Raw genomic sequence first — 21,492 nt, 5'->3', positions numbered from 1 at the left:
CAAACTGCCAAATAAAGCCAACCAGCGGCTTTATATGCCGTGTGATTAGATACCCAGCGCCTGACCACCACCGATCTGTAGCGTTTCAGCTGTGATGAATGATGCGTCTTTGCTTACTAGGAAAGAAATTGCAGAAGCCACTTCTTCTGGCTGGCCAAGACGACCCAGCATGATGCTGTTAGCCCAAGAAGCAAACACTTCTGGCTTCGTTTCTTTGATTTGCGCGTGGAACGGCGTATCGATAGTACCTGGAGATACAGCGTTAACACGGATGTTAGCTGGTGCTAGCTCTTTAGCAAGCGCACGCGTAAGCGTGTGAACCGCGGCTTTGGATGTACCGTAGATACCCGCACCTGGGCCTCCTGCGTTCCAAGCTGCATTAGAAGTGAAGTTGATGATTGACGCGTTGTCAGACTTCTTCAGGAACGGAATTGCAGCGCGAGAAACAAAGAATGCACTATCAAGATTAAGCGCCATAACTTTGCGGAAGAAATCAGTTTCCATGCCTTCGATTGGGCTACGGCCACCTAGGCCACCTGCGTTGTTAACGACAACATCGATCTTACCGAATTTATCACCGATCGCATTGATATTTTCGGTCACGGCATGCTCATCTGTCACGTCAAAGCCACGGTACTCGGCCTCGATGCCCATTCCAGTTAGCTCAGCAACGCAGCTTGCACCTTTCGACGCTTCGATACCGTTGAGGATCACCGTGTAGCCATCTTGACCCAGGCGCTTAGCCACCTGGAAACCGATCCCACCTGTAGCACCAGAGATAAATGCGACTTTATTAGACATATCAATGTTCTCTTTACGTTAGTTAATGGCGATGCCAAGAGCCTAAACAGACTATCCCTCGACACCGCCGATAATTAATATTGTAATACAATAACACCTAAATCAAAGAATTCAAACCTTGGGTAAGGATCAATCGTGATCTTCGTCTGGTTTAATACCAATAGGGATAAATAAAAAAAGGCGCCGAAGCGCCTTGAATTAGAGTAATGGGAGAGTCTTACTTCGGCTGGTTGCTGTACGCACAACCTTCATACAAGGCTTCCTGAGTCGCCTCTGCAGAATAGTTCGGGTTAGCAAACCAGGTATCTTCATCGGCAAGGTTTACCGACACATTGATAGAATTACGTGCACCCGGGCCTGAACGCATCACACAGATCTCTTTATTCTGCAGCTTGCTCCAAAGTTCTGCACCAGCGCCTTCACGTAGCGACAGGATATCGCCAGGCTCGGATACAGCGCCTGCAGCATTCGCTGGGCCATACTGTTTGATGTACCAATTCACATTTTCGAACTTGCTACGATCCAAGACACCCTCGTTTTCGACGTACTCGGTGATCATGTCACGTACCGCGTAAACCGGCTCGTTTGATGAGTCCCAGATCACCTGCTCACGGGTGATCCACTGTTCGCCTAGCAGAGTACCTAAACGGTAGTCATTGATTGCCAATACATAGTCGGCATTAGGATTAAATTCACCGCCACGGATCTCGGTGATATCAATACGCTCGCCCACCGCATTGCTCAGATCCACGGTATATTGGATAGAGCCATCAAAGATGTCGTAGTTATAGGCCGGGATAGCAGGATTGAAAGAAACGGTAATATCGTTTTCTTGATGCGTATTGAAGTAGCCGTAAGACCACTCCATGTACGCTTTAAGCTGCTCACCTTTGATGCTTACCGCAACCAGCTGGTTGTCGTACATATAAAGGTTAGCACTGTCTTTCTTACGGTATTCCTGACCGTCGAACAGATTCGAGCCGTCAGAGAACAGGGCTGCTGCCGATACATCGACGGCAATTGCATTGCCTTCAGAATCAGATCCTTTTTGCTCAATATTCATGATCTGAATCTGATTGATCAAATCCGTGATCGGCATGTCCGACAACTTGCCGGTATGAATTGAGCTGTAAAGGCGGAGACCTTCGCTGTTCAACACTTGCTCTTCAAGTACGGCTTCATCAGCAAAACCACCTTTAGAGTTGGTGAAGTTACCTTTTACTTCACCAATTTTAATGTTGGCATCGGTAACAGAGGTATCATGGATATGCAGCATTTGCTCTTGTAGCGTCTTGTCTTCTTGTACGCTCTCAACCTTGCGGTTGGACAGCGTAGTATCAACAATCTGCCACTTGCCTTGCTGATCTTTCTCTAATTCGATTTCTGCCTTGGCCAGTGCCCAGCCCCAGTTGCCCGGCTCGATGATTTTGACTTTTTCATGACGGTTTTCAGCGTTGTAGACACCTGACTTGGTCTTATCTTCCAGCTCGCTGTTGCCGTCGACAGAAATTTCAGGCATTTCCGCGGTAAAATCAGCGCCTTTCTCAACCTGCTCAATGAAGCGAGCGTGTTCGTGACCCATAAAGATCACATCGAACTTATCAGCTAGCTCAGAGGCAATTTCATGAACACCGCGACCATGCTCTTTACGACCGTGGTGAAGAGCACCAATCACCACATCAGGCTGGTACTGCTCGATAACCGAATTTACGGTGTCAGTGACCGACTCCAGTTCATCTTTAAAGTCCAAGTTACGGAAATTCTCTGGGTTAGAGGCATTCCACACTTTAACGTAAGACGGTGTTAGGCCAACAACAGCCACTTTGGCACCGTTGTAATTGAAGATCTGGTAGCCGCGTAGGAACGGGACTTCTTCTTCGTTGGCTTTACAGTCAACCGAGTTTTTATCCCAAATAACATTAGAAGAAATTACCGAACCGTTGAAGTTTTCAAGGCTACGCTCAAGGAAGGCGCGCTCGAAATCAAACTCGTGGTTACCCGGCACCCACAAGTCGTAGTTTAGGGTGTTCATGGTTTCAACAACTGGGTGGACAGGATCGTTGTTGAATAGCTCTGCCGAGTTGCCCTGAACGGTATCGCCCAAGTCGATCAGCAAGAAGTTGTCATTGCTTGAGCGCTCGTCACGTAGCAGGGTGGCAATTTTTGAGAAACCCGCATTTCTATCTACGCCATCCAGCGCGTAATCATAAGCGAAGATACGACCATGCATGTCACCGGTCGCACCAATGGTGATCGTCTGGCTTGATAATTCGTTATTGGTGCCTTTCACGATGACCGATGGCGTCGGTTCAAAAGTTTTACATTCAGCGATGGATGCAGGCGCTTGATTATTAGCATTCGCATAACTGGCAGTAGAAGCCAGTAGGATAGCTGCGCTTAACGTCGCAAGTTTAAAGGTTTTATTTTTCATCTCACAGAGCCTAATGTCTTGGAATAAACCTAGGCAATATAAGGAAAAAAAATAGAATAAATACGTAAAAACCACGCAATCTGTTGCGAAATGTAAATTCAGTAAGTTGGATAAATGCGCGGTTAAATGTAAACCGTTTCATGCTGCACGCTCGTTAAAAAACAACAATTGAACAACGGGCGGTTAGCAAAAATGTACTTCGTCCTTATTTTGATGTTTTTTGTATTTATGTTGCTAATAGTTACACCACTCTTCTCCCTATAATCTCCCCACGTTAAGACATTGGGGACACCAAAATGAAAACAAAACCTTCTTTATCGCTGATGGTGATCATGCTGATGTTTCCTCAAATCGTGGAAACCATTTACAGCCCGGCTTTAGGCTCAATTGCCCAAGCATTTTCGGTCAGCTATGCACAAGCCGCCCAGACCCTCTCAATATACTTCACTGCGTTTGCAATCGGAGTGGTGGTTTGGGGGGTAGCGGCAGACAAGATCGGCAGAAGGCCAACCATGTTATTGGGGCTCTTGACCTACGGTTTAGCGACGCTATTGGCAATACAGACTGATAATTTTACCGTCATTATGATAGCCCGAGCACTGAGTGCATTTGGTATTGCTGTCGGCTCTGTGGTAACCCAAACCATGCTAAGAGACAGCTACAACGGTGAAGAGCTGGGGAAAGTCTTTAGCATAATGGGGATGGGGATTTCGATTAGCCCGGTACTCGGCATGTTACTCGGTGGGCAGCTATCGCAGTCCGGCGGCTATCGTGCTGTATTTATGGCATTGACAGTAATGGCCGTCCTGTTGTTTGTGTACAACTTGGCCAAGTTACCTGAAACCCAACAGTTCAAACAGCCTTTACAACTGCGTGCTCTCGCCGTTCGCATGTTTAAAGATGTACAAATTTGGCAATCAGCACTATTAGTGGCTTTGTTTAATATCGCCTTATTTGCCTATTACCAACTAGGGGCCTTTACGTTTGAGCAACTTGGTTTTAATGCCCAACAATTTGGCTATAGTGGCATTGTATTAGGGATAGGTACGTTACTTGGCAGCTATTTGAACAAACAGCTCATTGCAAGAAAATGGCAGCAAAAAACGCTACTGTGGCTGGCGGCAATACTGCTTTTAGTGGGCGGTATAGCTGTTACATTAATGCTTGATAGTATTTGGTTCATTGTACCTATGCTTCTGGTGGTGATGGCTTTCGGTATTGCTATTCCCAATGTATTGAGCAGTGCACTGATTGGCTACAAGCAGCAAGCTGGAAGTGCCGGGGCCATTTTCGGGCTGATGTATTACTTGATGATAGGCAGCGGATTAAGCTTGGCTGGCATCGCACAAAACCTAGGCATGGTACTAACTGCCTGTGGTCTAATGACTGCACTTCTTTTGCTTCTTCGCAAAGAGGCATAAATTCAATATCGAAGCCCTCTCAGTTTATCAAGAGGGCTTTTCTTGTTCCAACCTAATAACACCACAAACTAATTGTTATTTTCACTGAATATATTTTTCAGCTCTTGATACCACCATTCAGTAAATGGGGAATGGCGATCTCTGAGGTGGATAATGTGATGGCACTGCTGAACTTTACTCTCCAGCTTTGGGGATAACTGTTTAACGATAACGTAGCGGCCAAGATCACCAAAATACAAAATCCCCAGCCAATCACTCGGCTAGGGATTTTTTAGTTACACCAATCAAAAGAAGCTAGATAGCACTTTCGATCTTATGGCCTTTCGGCAATTGGTGGGCGATACCCTTGTGGCAATCAATACAGGTATTGCCGTCTTCAATGGCCCGGCTATGGATCCCCGCTGCCACCGATTTCTGGGTACTGAAATCCATATACTCAAAGTTATGGCAGTTACGACACTCCTGCGAGTCATTGGCTTTCATGCGGTCCCATTCTCGGGAGGCCATTTCAAACCGGTGATCCTCGAACTTCTGCGGTGTATCGACAATGCCTAGCGCTTTGGCATAAAGCTCTTTCGATGCTTGGATCTTACGCACCATTTTCGGTGCCCACTCTTTTGGTACATGGCAATCCGGACAGGTCGCCCTTACCCCACTACTGTTATTGTAATGAACCGTCCCAACGTACTCTTGATAAACGTTGTTCTCCATTTCATGACAACCAATACAGAAGCTTTCCTGATTGCTGTACTCCATCGCAGTGTTAAAGCCGCCCCACAGGATCACACCCGCGACGACACCCACGGTCAGGAGTGTGCCAATTGCAAAATGGCTGGGCTTTCTGAACCACTGCCAAAAACGCCGGATGATACCAGGTCGTTGACTCTCCATAGCCCCTCCTATTGGCCGAATTTACCAGCCGGTTTAAAGGTATTTTCCACCAGCGGCGCAGTATCAGCCTGCGGTACATGGCACTGCAGACAGAAGTAACGACGCGGTGCAACATCACTTAGGACCTTATTGTTGCTGTCCATGTAGTGAGTCGAACTCACCCGGGGGGCTCCCGTCCTGCGGTACTTGTCGACGTCATGGCACTGCAAGCAGCCATTGTTGCTCGGGTTGATCTGCACCATATCCGTTGAGTGCGGGATCAATGGGGGTTGATGAACATATTCCAAGGCCAGCTTATCTTGCATTTTTGGCACCGGCTTGATGGGCGCAACGGTATTGGTATCCGCTATTTCCTGCGCGCCACGTAACGAGGTAACTTCTGCAAATGCTGCAAGGCTTACAACAGCCGCCAGCAGCGCAGACACAACATACTTACCCTTCATCTTTATTGGCTCCAATTCTTATTTTAAATTCCAATACTTCCTCGGAACAGACATCGATACAGCGTCCACAACTGATGCAGTCTTGGCTCATCACCTTACGGTCCCCACCTTTTAGCGGTTGCCGCAACACTTCGGGCTCTGGGCATACATTGAAGCAGTCCATGCACTTATTGCAGGCTTCCCGGTTGGTCGCGGTGATACGCACTAAGCTCTTTCGGCCGATCACGCCATAGGTCGCCCCAAGCGGGCATAAATGGCCACACCAACCATGTTCGACCAGTACCAGATCAAGCAAGAACACTAGCAGAATCAACACCCAGCCTGCGCCCATACCGAACACCAAACCACGGTGCAGCGCTGCCACAGGGTCAATCCAGCTCCACAGCACCGTGCCGGAGATCGCACTGCCAAGCAGCAACACAGGCAGCAACCAGTAGCGCAAGCTTGATGGCCAGCGGTAACTGAGCTTGATCCCCAGCTTACGACGCAGCCACGCGGCTAGGTCCGTCACCATATTGAGCGGGCAAACCCAGGCACAGAACACCCGTGGTGCCAACAAGGCATAGAATCCCACCACAATGGCGCCGCCCAGCAGGGCAGCCAGTTCTGGCCAGTGACCTGCTGCGATGGTCTGCAACAAGATCAGCGGGTCGGTCAGCGGAATCGTATCGAACAAGGTGCTTGCCGACAGATTACCCCGTAACACGCCCAATGTCGGGCCGATCATGAACAGCGCAATGATCAGCAACTGACAACTGCGACGTAGCAGCAAAAAGCGATGTGCTTTCCACCACCCCAGTGAAGCGGTAGCCGCTTTACCGGCATCTTTTGCCAAATGCTTAGCCATTACTGACCTCCTCCGCTGTTACTCGGCTTATGAGCAGGCAAAGTCAGATCGTCAGGGACCAAACTTTCCCCTTTCTTGGCCTTCTCTTCCCAGCCCAAGCGGTAGTGATGGCCCAGTTCGCCTTTTGCCAATGCCGTGGGTACAACCTTAATGGCTGCTTCATCCAGCACACAGGCTTGCTCGCATTTACCGCAACCAGTGCAGACATCCGAATGCACGGTCGGGATAAACTTGGCGTGGTAGCCGGTACGTTGGTTACGGATTGGCACAAGGGTGATGGCTTCATCAATCAGCGGGCAGACCCGGTGACACACATCGCAGCGTAAGCCCAACCAGTTGAGGCAGGTTTCATGATCAATCAATACCGCCGTTCCCATTCGGGAGTCATCGATATCTTTCAAGCCATGATCCAGCGCGCCGCTCGGGCACGCCGCCACACAGGGAATGTCTTCACACATCTCACACGGTATCGTTCGGGCGGTAAAGTACGGCGTACCCGATGCCACTGGCGACAATAAGCTTGCCAGCTTCAAGGTATCGTAGGGACATGCCTGAACACATAATCCACAACGCAAACATGCCTGTAAAAACTCCGGCTCAGACAATGCACCCGGTGGCCTTATCGGCACCCCGCTGCTGTCAGCCTGACTCTGTTTGCTTTGTAGTCCGAGTACGGTCGCTGCCGCTCCCACACCCACCGCCGTTCGCGCGGCATCCCGAAGGAAGCGGCGACGGCTTTGTGATGATTTGAGAGGTGAACGCTTCATCAGTCTGTTTCCAATCGTTAGGCTTTAACCACCTTTACCGCACATTTCTTGAAGTCCGTTTCTTTCGAAATAGGATCGGTCGCATCAAGCGTGAGTTTGTTGGTCAGCTGCCCGGCATCGAAGAAAGGCATGTACACCAAGCCTTGCGGTACTCGGTTTCGCCCGCGAGTTTCTACATGGGTGAGCACTTCGCCCCGACGCGAAACAATCTTCACTGCATCGCCACGACGTAGTCCGCGTTCTTTGGCATCCAGAGGATGCATATACAGCACCGCATCGGGGAAAGAGCGGTATAGCTCAGGTACCCGTCGCGTCATCGAACCAGTATGCCAATGTTCCAATACCCGTCCGGTCGAGAGCCATAAGTCATAGTCTTTGTCTGGCGATTCTGCTGCTGGCTCATATGGCAGGGCAAAGATAACGGCTTTCTTATCTGGCTTACCGTAGAAAGAGTACGCTTCGCCTTTCTTCACATACGGATCATAACCTTCTGAATAACGCCAGACGGTTTCCTTGCCATCAACCACAGGCCAGCGCAAACCACGGGATTGGTGGTACATATCAAACGGTGCCAAGTCATGGGCGTGGCCGCGGCCAAAGTAGGCATATTCTTCGAACAAGCCTTTTTGGACGTAGAAGCCAAAGTCACGGGACTCATCATTCAGTTGATCAGCGGCGATTTCATCGAGCTTGAACTTATCGACCTTGCCGTTTTTGAACAATACCTCGAATAAGGTTTTGCCTTTGAGTTCTGGCTTTTTGTCGATCAGCGCCTGCGGCCACACTTCCTCAACGTTGAAGCGCTTGGAAAATTCCATCAGTTGCCACAAGTCTGATTTCGCTTCGCCCGGCGGAGAGATCTGCTGGTACCAGAACTGGGTACGACGCTCGGCATTACCATATGCCCCTTCCTTTTCCACCCACATAGCCGTTGGCAAAATCAAATCCGATGCCATTGCCGTTACTGTTGGGTAAGGATCTGAGGTCACGATGAAGTTGGCCGGATCGCGATAGCCAGGCAAACGCTCTTCATTGATATTCGGACCAGCCTGCATGTTGTTGTTACACATTACCCAGTAGGCATTGAGCTTACGATCTTTGAGCATCCGGTCTTGCAGAATAGCGTGATAGCCCGGTTTCGGCGGAATGGTGCCTTCTGGGATATCCCAATGGGTTTCACACATTTCGCGGTGTTTAGGATTCATCACCACCATATCGGCAGGCAGACGGTGGGCAAAGGTGCCGACTTCACGGGCAGTACCACAGGCAGAAGGCTGGCCAGTCAACGAGAACGGCCCACAGCCCGGCTTGGAGATCTTACCGGTCAATAAATGGATGTTATAAATCAGGTTATTGGCCCACACACCACGGGTATGCTGGTTGAAACCCATGGTCCAGTAAGACACCACTTTGGTTTCAGGATTGGCATACATCTCAGCCAATTCATTAAGCTGGTCTACCGGTACACCAGTCAGTTCAGAGGTATATTCGGCGGTATAAGTTGAGACAAACTTGGCATAATCGTCAAAGCTCATCGGCGTAGAATCGCCACTGCCCGGGTTTTTGGCTGCTTTCTCCAATGGGTGGGTAGGTCGCAAACCATAGCCGATATCCGTCACACCCTTACGGATGTTAACGTGCTTGTCCATGAAGTCCTGATTCACTTTGTCATTCGAAATAATGTAATGGGCAACGAAGTTAAGGATGGCCAAGTCAGTCTGTGGCTTGAAGATGATTGGGTTATCCGCCAGCTCATAGCTGCGGTGGGTAAAGGTTGATAATACGGCCACTTTCACCTTGTCGGAAGACAAGCGTCGATCGGTCAGGCGGGTCCATAGGATCGGGTGCATCTCTGCCATGTTGGATCCCCAAAGCACGAATGCATCGGCATGTTCGAGATCGTCATAACTCCCCATAGGTTCGTCCATACCGAAAGTACGGGCAAAACCGACAACCGCAGAGGCCATGCAGTGGCGGGCATTCGGGTCAATGTTGTTAGAGCGGAAACCCGCTTTGTACAATTTGGCGGCGGCATAGCCTTCCCAGACGGTCCACTGACCAGAGCCAAACATCCCAACGGACGATGGGCCTTTGTCTTTCAGGGCTTGCTTGAATTTGTCAGCCATTACATCAAAGGCTTCATCCCAACTGACTGGGGTAAACTCTCCTTCCTTGTGGTACTTTCCATCCTTCTTTCTCAACATCGGTTGAGTCAGGCGATCTTCTCCATACATGATCTTAGGCAAGAAGTAGCCTTTGATACAGTTGAGGCCCTTGTTTACCGGTGCATCCGGATCACCTTGCGAGGCAACCACACGGCCATTTTTGGTACCGACCAGTACACTACAGCCCGTACCACAGAAACGGCATGGGGCTTTATCCCACTTCACTTCCTGATCGTCGCCTGCCGCATTAGCCACCGACACAGGAATGGTTAACCCTGCTGCACTGGCTGCGGCTATTGCTGCATTGGCCTTTAAGAAACTACGTCTAGTAACTGTCATGTTACGCTTCCTTTAGCTCAGATTGTTCTTCCATTTGGTGGTAAACCAGCGTGGTATCGAGCACTCCAGGCAATTGCTTAATCACATCAAAATGACCAACAATATTGTTCTGCTGTTCACCCTCAAGCACGACAACCAATTTTCCTGATTCACCAAAAATCGGCACTTCAGCCCCCGGTAGGCTTTCTATCGTTTTTTTTATTGATTCAAGCTGCTCAGCCACAACGTAAACAATCAAGCTGCAGACATGGAAATCATTCACAACAAAGCCCTCCTCAAGGCACACCACCGAATCCGTCCTAAATCTGTAAGTATTCGCCTCGTCCAACTGAGGTGCAGTAATTAACACTTACTAATTTAGTGGTTATTGATTAATTTATGCCTAATTCGGATAGATTGGATACCCATTAAGGGGTATAAGGGGCGTTGGTTGTTTTAGATCAATAAAGCAGCAATACCGAGCTCACATTACAGTAAAACAGTAAGTTATCAGCACCGGACATAGAGCGAAGGAATGTGAGCAAGGAAAAGATGTAAACCCCGTAGCATAGTAAACATCACAATGTGCGGCACCAATTGGCAAGATGAGCAGCAAACTTGGTCACCTCTTTTTCAATGGGCATGGCATGGCCCATCGGGCTAAAAAACACCGGCTCAACACCATAAAAATCCGCCGTGGCTTGTACTTGGGAAGCAGGTACTAGCTTATCTTCTTTACCACCAACAACAAGTACAGGAAAATTTAGGGGGGAGTTAACAGCAATAGGATGTGGCTGTAAAAACAGTCGGAGATCTTCAGCCTTCAACTCTGAAAGCAAGGAGTCCAGTTGCTGCTGGCTAGGCTTAGTCGCAAATAACGCATCCATTAACACATGGCGATAATACGGGTTAAGCAGCGCCAAGTTGGGCATTGCCATCACTTGACCCAGCACCATTGATAGCGCGGGATGATCAAACCACATGGCCTGGTTGAGTTGACTAAACCCTTGTGGTGGTACAGATGCCATCAATGCTAAGCCGGCTAATTTAGAACTCAGCTCTTCGCGCAGGCAAACATGCTGAGCAATCAAGCCACCTAGAGAATATCCAACAACTACCACGGGCTTTTGCTCTTGCAAAGAGACAAACTCAATAAAGGTAGCCACATCATCAATGTGATCTTGAAAGGGCTGTGATGACGGCTTGCCGGAATGAGAGCCATGGCCACGGAGAGTCAGAGAATAAGTAGTGAAACCCAGCGGGTCAAAATAAGGCATCATGTGATGGGTAAATAGCTGGCCACTGCTAAGGATACCGTGAATAAAAACAACGGGAGGAAGGGAGCTTGTTTGCTGACAATTGGAAAAGTAATATTCAAACTCTCTATCAGAATATATAGCGCTCTGGCTTTTCATCTTTCACCTTCCTACCTGCATTTACTCGTATTCTAAGGTGATGGCAAATAATTTAATTGTACTAACGTAACAATTTTAATAATTAAAAAAAGAACACCAAAGAATAATTACATGAATATAAAAACCTTAAGAAAAAAACTACAACCATGATTAAATAACCAATAAAAACAGATACTTACCTAGCAAAACCCACAATGGAATAATTTTATTTCTGTTGAATTTTATGTGTATTCATCACCACCTAAACATATTGCTATTTTTCACAGAGTAAAATAACGATTAAGTGCAAAGCGATGGCATTATTAACTAACCTTGCTTGAACCGATTGTAACTCGGGCGCCTCCAGCCCAAATACACTGCGTTTATTTATGATTATTGATTTATGCTTAATTTACCGGGCGAGAGACCTAAGGGGGGATGATGAATGAGCCATGAGGAAAACCACCGTTCGCACCGTGCTGGCTGGCTACGAGCGGCTGTGATGGGTGCCAATGATGGCATTGTATCAACCGCCAGCCTGATTATTGGCGTTGCCGCGGCCAATACCACTCAAGATAGTATCCTTCTGGCAGGTATTGCCGGTTTAGTGGCTGGTGCGATGTCGATGGCGGCTGGCGAATATGTGTCAGTAAGCTCACAGCTGGATATTGAAAAAGCCGATTTGGCACTCGAACAACGCTCGCTCGAAGAAGATTACGAAGACGAGATCAATGAACTGGCACAAATTTATGAACGGCGAGGACTCGATCAGATACTGGCTCGTCAGGTTGCTGAAAAACTGATGGACCATGACGCACTCGGGGCCCATGCCAGAGATGAAATAGGACTGTCGGATAACCAAGGGGCAAATCCGGTACAAGCCGCCGTGTTTTCTGCCGCCACCTTTACAATCGGCGCCGCCCTTCCCTTGCTAGTCGCATGGATGGTGCCCCTATCACTGCTCATCGCCATGGTTGCCGGCTTCTCTCTGGTCTTTTTGGCCGCTCTCGGCGCCATCGCCGCACGAGCAGGCGGGGCATCAATGACGATAGGCGCAATACGGGTCACTTTCTGGGGAGCCTTAGCCATGGGGCTGACGGCGTTGGTCGGTCAATTCTTTGGTGTCGTTGCCTGAGCTTGTTCATGGAACATTTTCGAACAACAAGCACAATTTACTGCAACGCTGACGTCATTTCATTCGAACTGTTTTCCTTCGCACACCACCATCTAGGCTAGTCGCCTTTTTGTCCCTGTACTGCCAAGATAATACTTTCAACCACAAAAGTTCATCGTTACTATGGCCAAACTGAACCGACTGCTTCCGCTCTTACTTTGGCTTGTGATATTTACTGCAATACCCATTGCAGCAGTAGCGAGCAACGACAGCAATTCATTAACTCTAACAACTTGGAACCTCAATTGGCTCACTGACGAAGAGCCGAAAAAAAAAGGCCAACCTCGCGTTCCAGCAAGAACTCACAACGACTACCAAGCGTTGTCAGACATCATCAATGAAATCTCACCTGACATCCTCGCCTTTCAGGAAGTCGCTGACCGTCAGTCGATAAGCAAAGTCATTCCTCTGAGCAAGTATCAGATCGAGTTCTCGAATAGGAAAGATACAAACAATGACGAGATCTGGCCGCAATTTGTCGGCTTTGCGATCCGAAAAGAATTAAAGTATCAGCGCCATCCTGATCTCCAACAGCTGGATGTATGGAATAACCAATACCTACGTTATGGTGTCGATATTTCTCTTTTTCAACAAGGAAAACCGTCCCTAAGACTATTGGCTGTCCACCTCAAAAGCGGGTGTTACAGTAACCGTCACCGCAACAAGAACTGTACTGTTTTAAAAAAGCAATTCGAGGTACTCAAAAACTGGATAGCCAAACGGCAAGAACAACAACAGTCCTTTATTATTTTGGGGGATTTTAACCGCCGATTGGCAAACAAAGGGGATAACTTTTGGAATAAACTCACCGCTGGACTGTCACCGGATCCGATACTGGCCACCAAAGGGAAAACAAGCCAATGCCGCTCGCAGGTCTATAACAAGCGTAAACGGACATGGGAGGTGAGGCAATATCCCGGATTTATCGATCACTTTATTCTCGATAGCCGAATACACAAAAATGACATCACCGAGGTGAATTTTTCTGAATATCTTTATACCGAACAACAACTGAAGCAATATCAACTCAGTGACCATTGCCCGCTGTCAATCATGCTAAAACTGTAGGCCCCTTGCTGGTATGGCTCCCTAATCGCCGCTCGGTTTACCTTTTTCCGGATTCACATCCCTCACGTGGATATCCAATTGCGGAAAGGCTATCTCAATACCGTGCTCTTTAAACAAACTGTCAATGCTCTTATTGATCAGGTGGATAGTCGATAGGCGGTGCTCTATTGCCGTGATATAGACCCGCAATTCAAAATCTAAGCTACTGGCCCCGAAAGCAAGAAAATACACCGAAGGCGGAGGCTCTTTGAGTACCAGCGGATGGCTAGTGGCTGCCTGATAAAGAAGCTGCTCGACGCGCTCGATATCAGAGCCATAGGCAACACCAACCGGGATCACGATACGAGTGATAGGATCGGTCAGCGACCAGTTGATCAGCTTTTCAGTAATGAAAACCTTGTTGGGCACAACGATTTCCTTGTTATCCCAGTCTATGATCGTGGTCGCCCGGGTTTTGATTTTACTCACTGTACCCGATAAATCATTGATCGTCACAATGTCACCGATACGGATTGGACGCTCAAACAGAATGATCAAACCCGAGATAAAGTTGGCGAAAATCTCCTGCAGGCCAAAGCCCAGCCCGACCCCGAATGCCGCCACTAACCACTGTAAACTCGACCACTGAAAACCGATTAATGAGCAGGCACTGAACACCCCCACCAGCATCAGTAGATAACGCAGAACAGTGGTAGCGGCATAGCCTGTTCCCGGTGATAAATCGAGCCGGCGCAATACCAGCAACTCCAAAATCCCAGGCAAATTTTTCACCGCAATAAAAGTCACCAGCAAGGTGATCAGCGCATAAATCAACGACCGCAACGTGATATCTACCATCACCACACCGGTTTCACCCACTTCACTCACCTGCCATACAACCACTTTACTTAACCAACTGGTCATCTCAAGAGCACTCGACCATAAGGTCAACATGGCAATCACCAACCCAATCAGAGATAGTCCCCTTAGCAGGGTCAGCGACTGCTCACTAACCTGCTCGGCATCTAGGCTGTCTTCTTCGACTTCTGGCATCACCTCCCGCAACTCTGCCAACTCTGGCGGCTCACTGGCTTGTTCCTGCTGCTGGGCAATCAGCTCTTCTCGCCTTTCCAACAGGCGTTGATAGCTCAGCTGGCGGTGCTCCAACTTTAGCCATCGCTCCCCCATCTGGTAAACCAGCAAGACGCCCAGCATCATGAACAACGTCAGTTGCTGATAATTCAAAAGCACCCACGAGGCGAGATACAGCCCTAGGATCGACATCAACATAATGCCAAAGAAAGAGCCGATAACTAAACCGCGGATCAATATCAACGGTAAGCCCTGGTGTAGCGGTGACGGCAACACCAGGGGTAACCGCTCACGTTTGAACAAAAAGGCGTAGATATAGGTCATGCAGCTGACCAACAACAAGAATAGCACCCGAGATGCTTCGGCTTCCTTCTCGCCAGACACCAGCTCAGAACAATACAAGGCAAGCAGAATCACGATTAACGGCCAGCGAAGCCGGCGGCTTTCACGGTGGAGGTAGCGGCAAATTTCTGATGGCCAATTAAGATGCAAATCCAGCACCCCATCCTTCGCAGTTAAGCCATGAAAGAGTTCCAGTACAAACAATCCACATGCACTGGCAGTGATCACTGAGGGGAGATCACCAGAAGTGGGCACCGGCCAAAGCCAATAAATGCCAAGGGCGGTCAATCCATACCACAGTGGCCAAATAATCGCCCAGAGCAAGGCTAATGAAAAGAGAATCAAGGTGTAACGGAATTTATCCTTCAGCGGGTGGCCAAACAGACTTTTGTATTCCAAGCGGTATTGATCACCTTGGCGCGATAGCTTTATTCTCACAAAAATGAAGATCAGCGTATAAGCAGCGATAGATAACGCCAATGTCATCTGTTGTTGTTGTGTCGTCCGATCGAACAGGACCTTTAGGGGCGTATGGGCACCGAACCACACATTCATCTCAAAACGCGTGAGGTTCTTCCATAACGGCAGATTACTGCGTATCCACAATTGCTGCTCACGTAGAAAAGAACGGGCAGTAGTCACTTCATCCTTATATTGGATGCTCGCGGCCTGAAGGCGGCTCAATTCGGTGATCAGTTTGTCATACTCTTGTTTAAGCCGTTCCAGAAGCTCTTGGTGTAGCTTCTTGAGCTTTAAAGCAACCTCAGAATCAGCCTCCTGAATAATCGTACTGCTACCCTCTTGGTCGCCGAAAGCGGTATCGGTCCGAAGTTGGCTGATCTCATATTTTCGGATATGGGCATTGGCAATTTGATCCGGAATGGCACTGACGGAAACACGACTTGGCAAGCGCTGTAATTGTGCCCGGATTGAAGCGCCGAATGCGGTACTCTCTCTCAGCCAGTCCAAATTATTCTTGATGAGTACTTGTTCATCGTTGAGGCTTTGCCTTTCGGCTTGGATACGGTGAATCTCAATACGCGCGTCATCCACACGGAGCAAAACCCGCTCTAGCTCTTTCGCAAGCTTCAACTGTTTGGCTGCTTGCTCCTGCAGTGTTTTGATGCTTTCCTCAGGTCCCCCCGTTGAATTATGAAGCTCTGAATTGAGCTGCGCGGCTTTGGCTATCAAAGCCCTAGCCGAACCCTGCTCTATCTCGGTCAAACGTCTTTGCAGCTCGGCCTGTAAGGGCGTTGCCACGTCTATTTTCTTTACCAGAAAGTCCTGCGCTAGCTGTAGTAGTTCACTGCGTTCATCCAACGTCTGCTGCGCCAACAGTTTTTGCTCTTTTTCTTGCTGGAGAGTCGCAACATTGGCCAGAGCCAACCATGATTGCAGCTTATCCGTACTTTCACTGACAGTTAGCGACGCCTGTTCCAGCTGGGTATTGAGGCTGACGATTTCATTGGGTAACGAAACCCTGGAATCATTGAGTCTCTTCCGTTGTTCGGCATTGTCCTTCCTCGCGGTTTGCCATTCACTGAGCGAAGCTCGCAACCTTGCCAGCGCTTGTGATAAATCTTCGTAGGTTTCCAGTTGCTCTGTTTGAAAAACGGGAAGTTGTTCGGCCTCATTGATCTTCTGACGAAGAAGCCTTCTCTGTTGCGGAAACTGGGTAACGAGAGCCCGTAGCTTAGCTTGCTCTTGTACCAAGGCGTTCTGATCACTCAAGCTTTGAGCCAAGCTTTGATACTGGCGGAGTAGATTTTCATCTTTGGGGTTCTCGTTGTTCAGGCGCTCAATTTCACTATTAACAAAGTCGATATCCGGCAGCGTTTGCGCGCCGACGCCCAATGTCAGTAACAGCGACAGCCCAAGCCAACAAATGAGCTTTCTAACCAGGCTCCACACCCAAACAGCCCCCGCAATCAAAGATAATGTTAAAGTGTAGAAGTTGCTGTTATACGGGGGGTATCAAGATTAATACCTAATAGAGGCTAGACTTAATGTCAGCACAAAACAAAGAGCGGGGAAAAACATGATGAGCTATGAGCATATCTTAGTTGCTGTTGATTTATCTCAATCCAGCCAAATCGTGATTGATAAAGCTGTTTCATTAGCTAAAGGGGCCAGCTGCAAACTATCCTTTGTATACGTCGGTGTTGATAAAGTCGTTTTGGAACAAAAAGAAAAACGCACCTTACAGGAAAAGTTACAAACACTGGCGGATCAATGTGATTACCCGGTTACAGACACCTTGGTGGTGGTTGGTGATCTGCATATAAAACTGTCTGGAATTGTTAAAGAAATGGATATCGATTTAGTGGTTTGCGGCCATCATCATAAATTCTTCAGCCGGCTATTCTCATCAGTACCCAAGTTGGCCAACGCCGTTGAAGCCGACTTGTTAGTGGTTTATCTCGACCACTAATGGCAAAATCTCTTACCATACGTGATGGCTTCTCTTAGATTAAAGTCCTCAAATACCGTAACCAAAGACCAAGCCCGCTGAGGTCTTTTCCCGTCGTCGACAATTCAGTGACAGAGTGTCACTACCTTGAGGAACAAGGCTGCATGGATCACTCAAAATAATGACGGTTTAATTTAAGAAAGGTACAAAAAAAGACGATTGTTATAATTAGCCAATGATTAATGCTAACAAACAATCGCCTATTTTTTTCACTTCAGGTAAGACTAAAAGTGGAAAACTAACTGGGCTGATGCACCGTAGTTATCTTCATTGCCATAAATAGCTGCGATATCTAACCCGAACTTGCCAAAGGGCTTCAAGCCAATACCAGCAGTAAACAGATCATCGGCATAATCAGTCATGCTATGGATGTAGCCCAAACGCAACTGAGCCAAACGCCATGCATCCGCTTCAAAACCGATACGGGCAAACTGGGTTTTGTAAGCCTGCTCTTTAAATGGCTTATTGCTGTTTAAATCGACATCTGCTGCTACAGTGAAACGTGGGTGATTATAAGCAACCGCTGCAGTATATTGGGCATTAACGTCAAAAGTCGCTTGGTTCCCGTTGCTAATATTGGTTTTTAGTGACTGAGAGAATACGTTCTGCGCACTCAAGCCCAGCATCACATTTCGGCTTAGCGCATAAGCGGCCCCTACATCGGCATTAAACGCAGACTTATCGACATAATCAGAACTAAAATCAAAATCATCATCATCGAAAGTATCGATGTTATCTTGATAATTATAAGCCAATAGTTGTTGGAACTTCGGCGAAATACCCAAGCTTAGGTCGCGATCTAAAAAGATAAACTCTTTGGCAAAGGTAAAGCCAATATCGACCGTTCCACCCATAACGCCCTGAGCATTAGAATTCACGATCTGATTGTGGTTGAGATCGTTCTCGTCAATATCCGTTGTCAACAACGCCATGGCATGGCTAGACACAAAGAAGTTGGTACTGACCAAACGGTTAGGGATAGCAATGACCATTCCAACATTAACATCACCATCAATACGCTCATTATCTAGATCTAGCAGTGCCGCTCTCCATTGTTCCTGCAGAGCAGGGTCATTGGGGTTTGCGGCCAATAGATCATTCAAATCCTGAAACGCATCTACTCGGTCATGTAGATCACCGCCATCGTATACGCGAGCTCCTACTACCGGGAGGATCATCCCAAAACGATCATGGCGTTTATTCTGCGTTGCCAATGCCGGATTATGAAAGCTTGCCGTCAGGTAGTTGGCAGATGCAACGCCAACGCCACCCATACCAACACTGCGCGTATCAGAGAGCGTGTTTGAAGCCGCTGCTGAGTACGACAAAAAAGCCATTGCTATCCCTGCTGCTGCTCTTTTCACTGTTACCATGTTAGTCCCTGAAGTCTATTGTTATTTGTTCTTTTGAATATTGTGCAATTAAACCATGCCGAGGGATGCAGGGGCTAGTCACATTTTTGTTTCAAGTTGATAAAGAGTGATGGAGGTAACAGATCAACGAGCCGAAATCATCGGTCTACTCCAAGAAGGCTGGAGACACCCGCGATGAAATTTCAACCACACCGATATTGAAATATTAGCCAGCAGCTAAAGTAAAAGTACCGTTTCCTATCATGCCTAATTTAACCCACCTAAAATCCCTGTGCTTAATCAAATCAAAAAACACCACCGGACATCCGATTAATCCCAGAAAGCCTCCCAGGTTGTTATTTTTAGCCCTTATATTCGCCATTTTTACACCGCCAAAAAAGTTGTTTTTTAGCAGTGATTTTTCTGGCTTTACAACCATTATTGCAGGTAACCTGCCTTCATAAAGACAACAAAGACTGGCAACTTCTAATGAAAGACCAAACCTATATCGACCACGATTTTTCCCACCAAGACTTTGAATATACCCAGTTCGAAAACTGTACCTTCATCCGCTGCAACTTCAGCAGAGCCAACTTCAGTGAGGCTGAATTCATCGCTTGTCAGTTCATCGAGCGGGGTGACGTCGAAGGATGCCGCTTTGAATATACCAAACTCAGAGAGGCCAGCTTCAAAGACTGTAACCTCAGCATGGCAAACTTCCGAGGCGCACAATGTTTTGGCATCGAGATACGAGCCTGTAATTTGAAAGGAGCTAACTTCTCCCTTGCTAGCTTTGCCAACTACCTGACTCAAAATAACTACTTTTGCTCGGCCTATATTTCGGCTAGCAACTTGGCCTATGCCAATCTCGAAAACCAAAAATTAGAACAATGTGAGTTATTCGAAAACCGCTGGACCGGTGCCAACTTATTAGGTGCTTCACTCAAAGGCTCAGATCTTAGCCGAGGAGAATTCTCGCCAGAGACCTGGGGGCAATTTGATGTTGAGGAGTGCAATCTCTGCCATGTTGATTTAACCGGACTAGACCCAAGACGAGTGAACCTCAAAGGGGTCATGATCTGTGACTGGCAACAAGAGCAACTACTCGAACCGTTGGGCTTGATTGTGACGGCCGGTTAATCGTTAGGCCCCCTCTGGGGGCCTAATTAAATCACAATCGCCACAGCAAAACTGATAAACAACACCCCTGCTACTTTTTCAAAGGGCGACATCACCTTATTTAGATACGGCGTTACCCTCGGTACCGATAGCAGCACAGTGACAAGAGAGAACCAGCACAAACAAATCAAGGTAATGACTACGCCATAGCCAAGTTGAACCATGATCTCAGTGCTAGGCGATATTAATTGGCTAAAGACACTCAAGAAAAACAGCGTTGCCTTGGGGTTCAACACATTATTGATAAATCCTTGTCGCCAGTAATGTCTGGAGCTCACCGTCTCAGCGAGAGCAACCACTGACCCTGCTTGGCTCTTTAAAGCATTAATCCCGAGATAAAATAAATAACCAGCACCGGCATATTTCATCATGTTCACTACCCACACGGAATGGGCTGAAGCTAAGTTAACAATAACAATCGAGTAAGCAATATGAACCCAAATTGCCGTTGAGATCCCAAAGGCGGTTTTCATTCCCGCTTTCCTTGAACCTACCATGGTATTTCGTGCCACAATCAGAAAATCGGGGCCAGGAGTAATAACAGTCACCAATGTAATCGCAATCAAAGTGTATAACTCAATCATTGTAAGCCTCCTGCCTAACGTGAAAATGAAATAAAAGCCAAAATCCTCGCCTCACCATTCATTATTTTGAGTATTGTTTCACGCTATCGCAGCAAGAGCATTGCCATTTAGCCTTAGTTTTCCTATGAATTAGAAATATTATTTCCACTACAGGTATAAATGTGAAAAATTATTCCTCAGCACTTTCTCGAACAGATATTGAGATCCTCAATACCTTGCAATCAGACTGCCGTATTACTATCGGCGAGCTGTCTGACAAAGTGAATATCAGCGAAACACCATGCTGGCGAAGATGGAAAAAGTTGGAAAAAGAAGGCTACATCTCTGGATATGGCGCACTTCTGAACAAGAAGGCTTTCAATCTATCTGTGATTGGTTTCAGCCAAATCCAATTAGCCAGTCATCACGTTGAAGACACCGAACAATTCGAAAAGGAAATAGAGCAGCTCGATTGGGTCTTAATGTGTTTTTGCATTGCCGGTGACTCTGACTACGTCGTACAGGTTATTGCTCGTGATCTTGAACAATACTACGAGAGAGTTTCAATGCTCCGGTGTATTCCCCATGTCACATCTATAAATTCGAGTATTGCAATTAAAGAAATAAAAAACACCCATAAACTACCAATAGACAGTATGTAAACTCATTAGAATGACTATTTAGTCAAGGCAACATCACAGATCCTTTAGGCCACTATCTGGTGGCCACAGAGATATTTTTTAACCCTCCACGGGTCAAAGTCGATCGACCGCTCATATCCGTCTCATAAATGCG

At 47.5% G+C, this 21,492-nt stretch carries 19 protein-coding genes; 6 read left to right on the top strand and 13 right to left on the bottom strand.

The genetic code is table 11. From position 1 onward, the window contains the following. Positions 1 to 45: 45 nt before the first annotated feature. Together C9I99_RS00435 and C9I99_RS00430 are read right to left on the bottom strand one after the other, a co-directional pair. The gene (locus tag C9I99_RS00435) at positions 46 to 801 is read right to left on the bottom strand and encodes an SDR family NAD(P)-dependent oxidoreductase (protein ID WP_107346878.1); all 756 of its coding nucleotides are present in this window, start codon (positions 799 to 801) and stop codon (positions 46 to 48) included. 217 nt (positions 802 to 1,018) lie between these two features. After that, complete coding sequence (locus C9I99_RS00430; RefSeq protein WP_107346877.1) at positions 1,019 to 3,232, bottom strand: bifunctional metallophosphatase/5'-nucleotidase; 2,214 nt, start codon at positions 3,230 to 3,232, stop codon at positions 1,019 to 1,021. A 296-nt stretch (positions 3,233 to 3,528) separates the two neighbouring features. Here C9I99_RS00430 and C9I99_RS00425 point away from each other — a divergent pair, with 296 nt between their 5' ends. Beyond that, positions 3,529 to 4,653, top strand: coding sequence for a multidrug effflux MFS transporter (locus tag C9I99_RS00425; protein WP_107346876.1), 1,125 nt, complete (start codon positions 3,529 to 3,531; stop codon positions 4,651 to 4,653). Positions 4,654 to 4,947: 294 nt separating this feature from the next. Here C9I99_RS00425 and napC read toward each other — a convergent pair whose 3' ends face one another. The 7 genes from napC to C9I99_RS00390 all read right to left on the bottom strand — a co-directional run bounded on the left by napC (position 4,948) and on the right by C9I99_RS00390 (position 11,499). Further along, positions 4,948 to 5,544 (bottom strand): cytochrome c-type protein NapC, encoded by a 597-nt coding sequence (gene napC / locus C9I99_RS00420; protein WP_107346875.1) that lies wholly within the window; start codon positions 5,542 to 5,544, stop codon positions 4,948 to 4,950. Positions 5,545 to 5,552: 8 nt separating this feature from the next. Beyond that, a complete protein-coding gene (locus C9I99_RS00415) occupies positions 5,553 to 5,987 on the bottom strand; it encodes a nitrate reductase cytochrome c-type subunit (RefSeq protein WP_107346874.1) in 435 nt (144 codons plus the stop codon). Continuing rightward, the gene (gene napH / locus C9I99_RS00410; protein WP_107346873.1) at positions 5,977 to 6,834 is read right to left on the bottom strand and encodes a quinol dehydrogenase ferredoxin subunit NapH; all 858 of its coding nucleotides are present in this window, start codon (positions 6,832 to 6,834) and stop codon (positions 5,977 to 5,979) included. The genes C9I99_RS00415 and napH overlap by 11 nt, the downstream gene beginning before the upstream one ends. Then, entirely contained in the window at positions 6,834 to 7,601 is a 768-nt protein-coding gene (gene napG / locus C9I99_RS00405; RefSeq protein WP_107346872.1) for a ferredoxin-type protein NapG, read from the bottom strand. The genes napH and napG overlap by 1 nt, the downstream gene beginning before the upstream one ends. 17 nt (positions 7,602 to 7,618) lie before the next feature. Next, entirely contained in the window at positions 7,619 to 10,105 is a 2,487-nt protein-coding gene (napA, locus tag C9I99_RS00400) for a nitrate reductase catalytic subunit NapA (protein WP_107346871.1), read from the bottom strand. Position 10,106: 1 nt separating this feature from the next. Continuing rightward, entirely contained in the window at positions 10,107 to 10,367 is a 261-nt protein-coding gene (locus C9I99_RS00395) for a chaperone NapD (RefSeq protein WP_107347803.1), read from the bottom strand. Positions 10,368 to 10,662: 295 nt separating this feature from the next. Continuing rightward, positions 10,663 to 11,499: an alpha/beta fold hydrolase gene (locus C9I99_RS00390; RefSeq protein WP_107346870.1), complete on the bottom strand. Its 837-nt coding sequence runs from the start codon at positions 11,497 to 11,499 to the stop codon at positions 10,663 to 10,665. A gap of 424 nt (positions 11,500 to 11,923) precedes the next feature. Between C9I99_RS00390 and C9I99_RS00385 the strand changes: the two genes are divergently transcribed. Further along, entirely contained in the window at positions 11,924 to 12,613 is a 690-nt protein-coding gene (locus C9I99_RS00385; protein ID WP_107346869.1) for a VIT1/CCC1 transporter family protein, read from the top strand. A 162-nt stretch (positions 12,614 to 12,775) separates the two neighbouring features. Then, on the top strand, positions 12,776 to 13,720 hold the full coding sequence (locus C9I99_RS00380) for an endonuclease/exonuclease/phosphatase family protein (RefSeq protein ID WP_107346868.1): 945 nt from the start codon (positions 12,776 to 12,778) through the stop codon (positions 13,718 to 13,720). Positions 13,721 to 13,741: 21 nt separating this feature from the next. On the opposite strand, the gene C9I99_RS00375 is transcribed toward C9I99_RS00380, so the two are convergent. After that, positions 13,742 to 17,044: a mechanosensitive ion channel domain-containing protein gene (locus C9I99_RS00375; protein WP_243734262.1), complete on the bottom strand. Its 3,303-nt coding sequence runs from the start codon at positions 17,042 to 17,044 to the stop codon at positions 13,742 to 13,744. Between the two features lie 130 nt (positions 17,045 to 17,174). On the opposite strand from C9I99_RS00375, the gene C9I99_RS00370 reads away from it, so the two are divergent. After that, positions 17,175 to 17,564, top strand: coding sequence for a universal stress protein (locus tag C9I99_RS00370; RefSeq protein ID WP_107347801.1), 390 nt, complete (start codon positions 17,175 to 17,177; stop codon positions 17,562 to 17,564). 263 nt (positions 17,565 to 17,827) lie between these two features. Here C9I99_RS00370 and traF read toward each other — a convergent pair whose 3' ends face one another. Together traF and C9I99_RS00360 are read right to left on the bottom strand one after the other, a co-directional pair. Continuing rightward, a complete protein-coding gene (gene traF / locus C9I99_RS00365) occupies positions 17,828 to 18,976 on the bottom strand; it encodes a conjugal transfer protein TraF (protein WP_107346867.1) in 1,149 nt (382 codons plus the stop codon). 205 nt (positions 18,977 to 19,181) lie between these two features. Further along, positions 19,182 to 19,394 (bottom strand): hypothetical protein, encoded by a 213-nt coding sequence (locus C9I99_RS00360; protein WP_107346866.1) that lies wholly within the window; start codon positions 19,392 to 19,394, stop codon positions 19,182 to 19,184. A 50-nt stretch (positions 19,395 to 19,444) separates the two neighbouring features. Here C9I99_RS00360 and C9I99_RS00355 point away from each other — a divergent pair, with 50 nt between their 5' ends. Further along, positions 19,445 to 20,095 carry a Qnr family pentapeptide repeat protein gene (locus C9I99_RS00355; protein ID WP_107346865.1) on the top strand — a complete coding sequence of 217 codons (651 nt, stop codon included), beginning with the start codon at positions 19,445 to 19,447 and terminating at the stop codon, positions 20,093 to 20,095. Positions 20,096 to 20,121: 26 nt separating this feature from the next. Here the strand turns inward: C9I99_RS00355 and C9I99_RS00350 are convergent, their stop codons facing one another. Continuing rightward, the gene (locus tag C9I99_RS00350; protein ID WP_107346864.1) at positions 20,122 to 20,718 is read right to left on the bottom strand and encodes a LysE family translocator; all 597 of its coding nucleotides are present in this window, start codon (positions 20,716 to 20,718) and stop codon (positions 20,122 to 20,124) included. Positions 20,719 to 20,879: 161 nt separating this feature from the next. On the opposite strand from C9I99_RS00350, the gene C9I99_RS00345 reads away from it, so the two are divergent. Continuing rightward, entirely contained in the window at positions 20,880 to 21,359 is a 480-nt protein-coding gene (locus C9I99_RS00345) for an Lrp/AsnC family transcriptional regulator (RefSeq protein ID WP_243734261.1), read from the top strand. Positions 21,360 to 21,492 lie beyond the last annotated feature (133 nt).

The sequence above is a fragment of the Photobacterium lutimaris genome, assembly GCF_003025555.1.
In the GTDB taxonomy this organism is placed as follows: domain Bacteria; phylum Pseudomonadota; class Gammaproteobacteria; order Enterobacterales; family Vibrionaceae; genus Photobacterium; species Photobacterium lutimaris.
This window is presented reverse-complemented; position numbering and strand designations above follow the sequence as displayed.

Bases quoted from the DNA above. Each gene is read 5' to 3' on its own strand.
- napH (WP_107346873.1), bottom strand. From the start codon at position 6,834: ATGGCTAAGCATTTGGCAAAAGATGCCGGTAAAGCGGCTACCGCTTCA.
- C9I99_RS00435 (WP_107346878.1), bottom strand. From the start codon at position 801: ATGTCTAATAAAGTCGCATTTATCTCTGGTGCTACAGGTGGGATCGGT.
- C9I99_RS00370 (WP_107347801.1), top strand. From the start codon at position 17,175: ATGAGCTATGAGCATATCTTAGTTGCTGTTGATTTATCTCAATCCAGC.
- C9I99_RS00425 (WP_107346876.1), top strand. From the start codon at position 3,529: ATGAAAACAAAACCTTCTTTATCGCTGATGGTGATCATGCTGATGTTT.
- napC (WP_107346875.1), bottom strand. From the start codon at position 5,544: ATGGAGAGTCAACGACCTGGTATCATCCGGCGTTTTTGGCAGTGGTTC.
- C9I99_RS00430 (WP_107346877.1), bottom strand. From the start codon at position 3,232: ATGAAAAATAAAACCTTTAAACTTGCGACGTTAAGCGCAGCTATCCTA.
- C9I99_RS00380 (WP_107346868.1), top strand. From the start codon at position 12,776: ATGGCCAAACTGAACCGACTGCTTCCGCTCTTACTTTGGCTTGTGATA.
- C9I99_RS00360 (WP_107346866.1), bottom strand. From the start codon at position 19,394: ATGGTTGTAAAGCCAGAAAAATCACTGCTAAAAAACAACTTTTTTGGC.
- napG (WP_107346872.1), bottom strand. From the start codon at position 7,601: ATGAAGCGTTCACCTCTCAAATCATCACAAAGCCGTCGCCGCTTCCTT.
- traF (WP_107346867.1), bottom strand. From the start codon at position 18,976: ATGGTAACAGTGAAAAGAGCAGCAGCAGGGATAGCAATGGCTTTTTTG.
- C9I99_RS00355 (WP_107346865.1), top strand. From the start codon at position 19,445: ATGAAAGACCAAACCTATATCGACCACGATTTTTCCCACCAAGACTTT.
- C9I99_RS00415 (WP_107346874.1), bottom strand. From the start codon at position 5,987: ATGAAGGGTAAGTATGTTGTGTCTGCGCTGCTGGCGGCTGTTGTAAGC.
- napA (WP_107346871.1), bottom strand. From the start codon at position 10,105: ATGACAGTTACTAGACGTAGTTTCTTAAAGGCCAATGCAGCAATAGCC.
- C9I99_RS00390 (WP_107346870.1), bottom strand. From the start codon at position 11,499: ATGAAAAGCCAGAGCGCTATATATTCTGATAGAGAGTTTGAATATTAC.
- C9I99_RS00350 (WP_107346864.1), bottom strand. From the start codon at position 20,718: ATGATTGAGTTATACACTTTGATTGCGATTACATTGGTGACTGTTATT.
- C9I99_RS00385 (WP_107346869.1), top strand. From the start codon at position 11,924: ATGAGCCATGAGGAAAACCACCGTTCGCACCGTGCTGGCTGGCTACGA.